At 66.8% G+C, this 6,246-nt stretch carries 6 protein-coding genes; all 6 read left to right on the top strand.

The genetic code is table 11. The features are described 5' to 3' along the window. The coding region (locus G3N93_RS32120) for a GspE/PulE family protein (RefSeq protein WP_206134765.1) at nucleotides 1-1,516 on the top strand (1,516 nt) is incomplete at its 5' end. Beyond that, on the top strand, nucleotides 1,506-2,582 hold the full coding sequence (locus G3N93_RS32125; protein ID WP_206134766.1) for a type II secretion system F family protein: 1,077 nt from the start codon (nucleotides 1,506-1,508) through the stop codon (nucleotides 2,580-2,582). The genes G3N93_RS32120 and G3N93_RS32125, both read left to right, overlap by 11 nt. Before the next feature lie 32 nt (nucleotides 2,583-2,614). Continuing rightward, the gene (locus G3N93_RS32130; RefSeq protein WP_206134767.1) at nucleotides 2,615-3,166 is read left to right on the top strand and encodes a type 4 pilus major pilin; all 552 of its coding nucleotides are present in this window, start codon (nucleotides 2,615-2,617) and stop codon (nucleotides 3,164-3,166) included. A gap of 36 nt (nucleotides 3,167-3,202) precedes the next feature. Continuing rightward, on the top strand, nucleotides 3,203-3,682 hold the full coding sequence (gene pilM / locus G3N93_RS32135; RefSeq protein WP_174947157.1) for a type IV pilus biogenesis protein PilM: 480 nt from the start codon (nucleotides 3,203-3,205) through the stop codon (nucleotides 3,680-3,682). Next, a complete protein-coding gene (locus G3N93_RS32140; protein WP_206134768.1) occupies nucleotides 3,682-5,364 on the top strand; it encodes a type II secretion system protein in 1,683 nt (560 codons plus the stop codon). The genes pilM and G3N93_RS32140 overlap by 1 nt, the downstream gene beginning before the upstream one ends. Before the next feature lie 117 nt (nucleotides 5,365-5,481). Then, the coding region (locus G3N93_RS32145; RefSeq protein WP_374196526.1) for a secretin N-terminal domain-containing protein at nucleotides 5,482-6,246 on the top strand (765 nt) is incomplete at its 3' end.

Below are 6,246 nucleotides of genomic sequence, written 5' to 3' on the forward strand. Positions count from 1 at the left end.
CAGCGAAGCTGGCGACTTCGCCGCGAGCGTCGAGGAACGCAAGTTCGTCTGCCTGCTCGACGACGGGTGTCTCCTGATTGCCGACGGCCACGAGATGAATCCGTTCGTGCTGTCGTATCGCGCGCGGCTTGACCGGATGGGCCGGCCGTACCGGCCGACGCCCGCGACGCTGATGCAGGTGCGCGAGGCGTACCGGCAGAACGCCGCGGGCGGCGGCGAGCGGCTCGATCACACGGTGATGCAGGTGCTCGCGAAGGAGCTGATCGGCCGCGCGTGCCGCGAGCGCGCATCGGACATCCATATCCGCGTACGACGCTTCAGCACCGAGGTCTACTTCCGGATCCACAACGAGCTCATGCGCGTGAACGAGCACACGCGCGAGCACGGCGAGCGGCTGCTCGCGACGCTGTACGGCGCGATGACGACCGTGTCGGACAACAGCTACCGGCCGAGCGAACGTCAGGACGCGAGCATTGGCGACCGCGACAAGCTGCCGGACGATCTGTACGGCGTGCGGATCGCGACGACGCCGACCAACGAAGGCAGCCTGATGGTGCTGCGGCTCCTGTACAACGATGCGGGCGACGCGACCGATCTCGCGGCGCTCGGCTTCGCGCCCGAGCACGTCGCGGCGTTCCGTGCGCTGCGCGCACAGCCGCACGGGATGAACATCATCAGCGGCCCGACGGGTTCCGGCAAATCGACGACGCTGCAGCGGATGCTCGCCGCCCAGATCGACGAATCGCGCGGCAGCCTGCACGTGATCACGGTCGAGGACCCGATCGAATATCCGATCGACGGCGCGGTGCAGACGCCCGTCGCGAACGCGCCGACCGAGGACGCGCGCGCGCTCGCGTTCGCGGCGGCGATCACGAACGCGATGCGGCTCGATCCGGACACGATCATGATCGGCGAGATCCGCGACCGCGCGTCCGGGCAAACGGCGCTGCGCGCGTCGATGACGGGCCACCAGGTGTGGACGACGGTGCACGCGAACAGCGCGCTCGCGATCGCCGACCGCCTGATCGATCTCGGCCTGCACGCGCGGATGGTCACTGATCACACGGTGATCTCGGGGCTCATCAGCCAGCGTCTCGTGAAGCTGCTGTGTCCGCATTGCAAGCTGCGGCTCGTCGATCATCCGGACCGGATCGAGCCGGGCCTGTTCGCGCGGCTGCGGCTCGCGCTCGACAGCCGGATGCACGACGTGTGCATCGCGGGCGATGGCTGCGAGCACTGCCGCACGGTCGGCACGATCGGCCGCACCGTCGTCGCCGAAGTGATCCTGCCCGATGCGCGGCTGTTCGAATTCCTGCGCGACGGCGACAAGGCCGGCGCGCTCGAGTACTGGACCACCACGCGCGGCGGGATGACGCTTGGCGAGCACGCGCTGCGCAAGGTCGCGGCGGGGCTCGTCGATCCGCGCGGCGTCGAGCGCGTCGTCGGCACGCTCGCGCCGGTTGCGGGCGAAGCGCGACAGCAACTGTCGCTCGTCGGATTCAGCTATGGCACTTGAGCTGAATCGCCGCTGGGCGAAGTTCTGCCTGAATGCCGACGAGCGGCTGCGCGTCTATCGGAAGATCGCGAAGATGCTCGGCAACGGGGTGCCGCTCCTCAAGGTGCTGGAGGAACTCGAATGGCGTGCGTCGAGCGAAGGGCGCAAGCCGCGCGAGGCGCTCGCGATCGTGCTGTCCGACTGGCGGCTCGCCGTGCAGAACGGCCGGATGCTGTCGGAGGCGATGGAGGCATGGGTACCCGCGACGGAGCAGATGATCGTCGCGGCGGGCGAGCAGGCGGGGCACATCGAGGACGCGCTCGTGTCGGTCGCCGACATCGTGCAGTCGAGCCGCAAGATCCGCCGCGCAGTCACGGGCGGCGTCGCGTATCCGGTCGGGCTGGTCGTGATGGTGATCGGTTATCTGTACCTGTTCGGCACGCACGTGATCCCGAAGTTCGCGCTGATCGCCGATCCGACGCACTGGCGCGGCGCCGCGCGCTCGCTGTACCTGATGTCGCTGTTCGTGCAGGGCTGGATGCCGGTCGTCGTCGCGGCGCTCGTCGCGGTGCTCGCCGCGCTCGCGTGGTCGCTGCCGCGCTGGCGCGGGCCGCTGCGCATCTACGCGGATCGCGTGCCGCCTTATTCGATCTACCGGCTCGTCACGGGCAGCGGCTTCCTGATCGCGTTCTCGGTGCTGCAGGCGTCGGGCGTCACGGTCGAGCGGGCGCTGCTCAAGATCGGCGCGGTCGCGGAGCCGTGGCTGCGCGAGCGGATCGACGACACGCTGGTCGGCGTGAAGTCGGGCCTCAACGCAGGCGAGGCGCTGCGCAACGCCGGTTATCAGTTTCCGTCGCGCGAGATCGTCGAGGATTTGTGCATCTACGCCGAATACCGCGGCTTCGACACGGCACTCAAGATGCTCGCCGACGAATGGCTCGAAGAGGGCGTCGCGCGGATTACCGCGCAGATGCGCGTGCTTAACGGCGTCGCGATCGTCGCGCTCGCGATGGTGATCGGCTGGCTCGTGACGGGCTTCTTCGGCATCCAGCAGGAAATCGCCGCAATGACGCGCGCGATGCATTGACGTCGCGCATTTTCAATTCTGGAGAACACACTATGAAACCACTCGCCAACCCTCCCGCCTATCGACACGCACCGGCGTTCTGCCGGAGGCACCGCAAGGAGCGCGGTGCGTCGCTGCTCGAGAGCATCGCGTATCTGGGCGTCGCGGCGATCGTGATCGTCGGCGCGATCGCGCTGCTCGGGTCGGCGTTCTCGAGCGCGAATACGAATCGGCTGACCGAGGATCTGAATGCGATTCAGACGGGCACGAAAAAGCTTTACATGGGGCAGGTGAACAACTACGGCAAGGATTCGATGAACGCGAATTTGAGTGCGGCGAAGGTGTTTCCGGCGACGCTGACACAGGACGGCAAAGGCGGTGTTTCGAATACCTGGGGAGGGACTGTGACCGTGACCGGTGCGACGCAGACTTTCACAGTCGCTTACACGCAGGTGCCGAGAGAAGTCTGCGTCAATACGTTGACGGCCGGCGGAAACTGGAAATCGGCAACGATTGGCAATAAGTCCATCGATTATCCGGTCTCGCCGAGCGCTGCGACGGACAATTGCACCGATAGCGCCACCATCGTCTGGACGTCGAACTGACACCACCAGACTCATTCGCCATCCGCCACGTCACTTATGTACGCCCTCGCCGCCGCACTGGCCTTCGCGTCGATCGCCGCTGTCTATGCGACGCTGCATGACCCGTCCGCCATTCCCGCACTGCAACCGGCGCGCACCGCGCAGGCGCTCGCCGAAAACCTCGCCATCTACCGGCAGGCGACGCTCGACTATGCGCGCGTGCATCCCGGCACACGTGGCGCGGTGCCAGATACGCGGCTGCCGTTTCCGGCGTGGTATCCGGGCGCGAACCCGCTATGGCGCAACTACGTCATGGACGGCACCGTCGTCGCGTATGCGTCGGCGGCGCCGTCCGTCAATATCATCGGCGAAATCACGACGCTCGCCGACGGTTCGCTGTTCGCGGGCGTCGCGTATCGCAATGCGGTCGTGCGCCCCGGCAACGCGAATCCGAACGCGCCGGTGAGCGGCGTGCCGCTGCCAGCCGGGTTGAAGATTGCGAACGGCATGCCGGTCTGGATGGGGCAAGCGTACTGATGCATTTCAAGTCTTCCCGTCGCCGCGCGCGCGGCATCGCGCTGATCGAGGTGCTCGGCGCGCTGGCGATCGCAGCAGTGATGCTCGCCGGCATCGCGATGATGATGGATTCGTCGCTGGACGACGTGCGTGCGGAGCAGGCTGCGCAATACCAGGCGCAGGTGACGGCCGCCGCCACGCGGGCGTTGAGGCGCGATTACGATGCGTGGCTGCAGCGCGCGAACAAACAAACGCCCATCGTGATGAAGCTTGCCGATCTGCAGGCGACGAATGATCTGCCCGCAGCACTTCGGCCGACGAATGCATACGGCCAGAACACGTGCGTACTCGTCAAGCGGAGCGCACTCGGCGCCGGGCTCGACGCGCTGGTCGTGACGACCGGCGGCGAGACGATCGGCGACAAGGAACTCGGGCTCGTCGCCGCGAGTGCGGGGCCGGGCGGCGGTTCGATCAGCCGGGCGTTTCCGAATGAAGTGCGCGGCGCATTCGACGCGTGGCGGATGCCGCTCGGCACGTTTCTCGGCGGCAGCTCGCCAACCTGCGATCCGAAAGGCGCCACGCCGCCGAATGTGGGTCACCTCGCGAACGAGATCTTCTTCAACGGCCCGGGCCAGCAGATCAACAGCGATTACCTGTACCGCGTTGGCGTCGGCGGCCATCCGGAGGCGAACGCGATGCAGGTGCCGATCTGGCTCACGCACACGTTCACGGCCGGCAACCCCGACGCGGCGAACTGCGGAACGGCCGGCAACTTCACGAACGGCAAGCTTGGCGCGGACGCATTCGGCAATCTGCTGAGCTGCAAGAGTGGCGTGTGGCGCGGCGCTGGCGGCCACTGGAAGGATCCTGTCGAAAGGACCAACGATCTGCCCACCGATGCATCGAACGAGAAAGGCGACGTACGCCTCACGCTCGACAAATTCCGCGCCTACGCGTGGACGGGCGCCGCCTGGCAGGCGCTCGCGGTCGATCAGAACGACAACCTGATCGTGCCCGGCGTCGTTTCCGCGAACCAGTACGAGATCACCGGGCGTGTCGTCGTCAACACGCCGTGTGCGCCCGACAAGAATCGTCCGACTGCCGGCCTCGTATCGATGGGCCAGGACGGACAAGTGCTGTCATGCCAGGACGGCAAGTGGCTGCCGCAGTCAGGGATCAAGATCGGCGGTACCGACACGGCATGCGCGATCCTGATGGAGACGCCTGGCGCGAGTGATTTTTCGTGCGGGTTCACCTACCGTGGCGGGTATCCGAATCCGCCGCTCATCACCTACGAACGGGACGGCACGTACACGTACACGATCGACCGGCCGGTGAAGCTCGACAACAATGGGCTGATTGCGGTGAGCGCATACATGCACATGAGCTATGCGACCTGCGACCAGAAGGGGCGAGAAGGGCAGATGCGGCTGGTCGTCGACGTCATCGACCGTCAGGGCAACAGGGTGATCGCGCACAACGAGGCGCAGTCGTCGAAATTGCGCGAGGACGCCGCGACGATCAACGTCACGCTGAACGTGGCCGCCGAGCCGCGCAACGGATACACGGTCAGGCTTTCGAGCAAATGGGCGACGTATGACGGCTACGCGAAGACGCCGTGGACGTCCTCCTATTGCGGCGGCGGCCAGACCTTCCTTCAGACGCCGCTCGCAACCGGCTGGACCATCAATTCGTTCTATTGAACGGACCTTCGCCGCGCGCGGCCGCCGCCGCGCCCGGATGCGGTTAACTGCACGGGTCTCCCATTCGCGGCGCGCGCCTGTCCGACCGACGGCCGCGCGTCCTCACCGGACGGACCCATGAAGGCCAAGATTTCCATTTTTCTGTCCCTGATGTGCTCGCTTGCGAGCCTTTCCGTCGATGCCGCGCCGATCCGCTGGCGCAGCACCGAAATCCAGTACGCGGCGGAAGGCAAGGACGTGAAGGACGTCCTGCGCGACCTCTCCGCGAGCCAGAACATCGCGGCGAACGTCGCGCCCGGCGTGAGCGGCGCCGTCAGCGGCAAGATGAAGATGTCGCCGCAGCGCTTCCTCGACACGCTCTCCGCGTCGTTCGGATTCGTCTGGTACTACGACGGCACCGTGCTGTACGTGACGCCCGCGAGCGACATGAAGAGCACGCTCGTCAAGCTCGATCACGCGAACACGGGCGACCTGCGGGATCTGCTCGAGCAGATGAAGGTCGCCGATCCGCGCTATCCGGTCACCTACAACGCGCAGCAGCGCACCGCGCTCGTCGCGGGGCCGCCGCGCTATGTCGAGCTCGTGACGAGCATCGCCGCGCGGCTCGACGAGAATTCCGCGCGCACGGGCGGCACGACGATCCGCGTGTTCTCGCTGAAGCACGCGTGGGCCGCCGACCGCGACGTCAACGTCGACGGCACGACGGTGACGATGCCGGGCGTCGCGTCGCTGCTGAACCGGATGTATCACCCGGGCGACGGCAAGCGCGTGTCGCAGACGACCGTCGGCAAGCCGATCAGCCGCGCCGCCCCGAAGATGGATCTCGGCGGCGGGCGCGGCGGCGTGCCGCAATTGCCGCCGCTGCCGCCGTACATGCAGGGC

The sequence above is a fragment of the Burkholderia sp. Se-20378 genome (assembly GCF_017104665.1).
In the GTDB taxonomy this organism is placed as follows: domain Bacteria; phylum Pseudomonadota; class Gammaproteobacteria; order Burkholderiales; family Burkholderiaceae; genus Burkholderia; species Burkholderia lata.

Excerpts from the sequence above, each read along its gene's own strand:
- G3N93_RS32125 (WP_206134766.1), top strand. The coding sequence starts at position 1,506 with ATGGCACTTGAGCTGAATCGCCGCTGGGCGAAGTTCTGCCTGAATGCC.
- G3N93_RS32130 (WP_206134767.1), top strand. The coding sequence starts at position 2,615 with ATGAAACCACTCGCCAACCCTCCCGCCTATCGACACGCACCGGCGTTC.
- pilM (WP_174947157.1), top strand. The coding sequence starts at position 3,203 with ATGTACGCCCTCGCCGCCGCACTGGCCTTCGCGTCGATCGCCGCTGTC.
- G3N93_RS32140 (WP_206134768.1), top strand. The coding sequence starts at position 3,682 with ATGCATTTCAAGTCTTCCCGTCGCCGCGCGCGCGGCATCGCGCTGATC.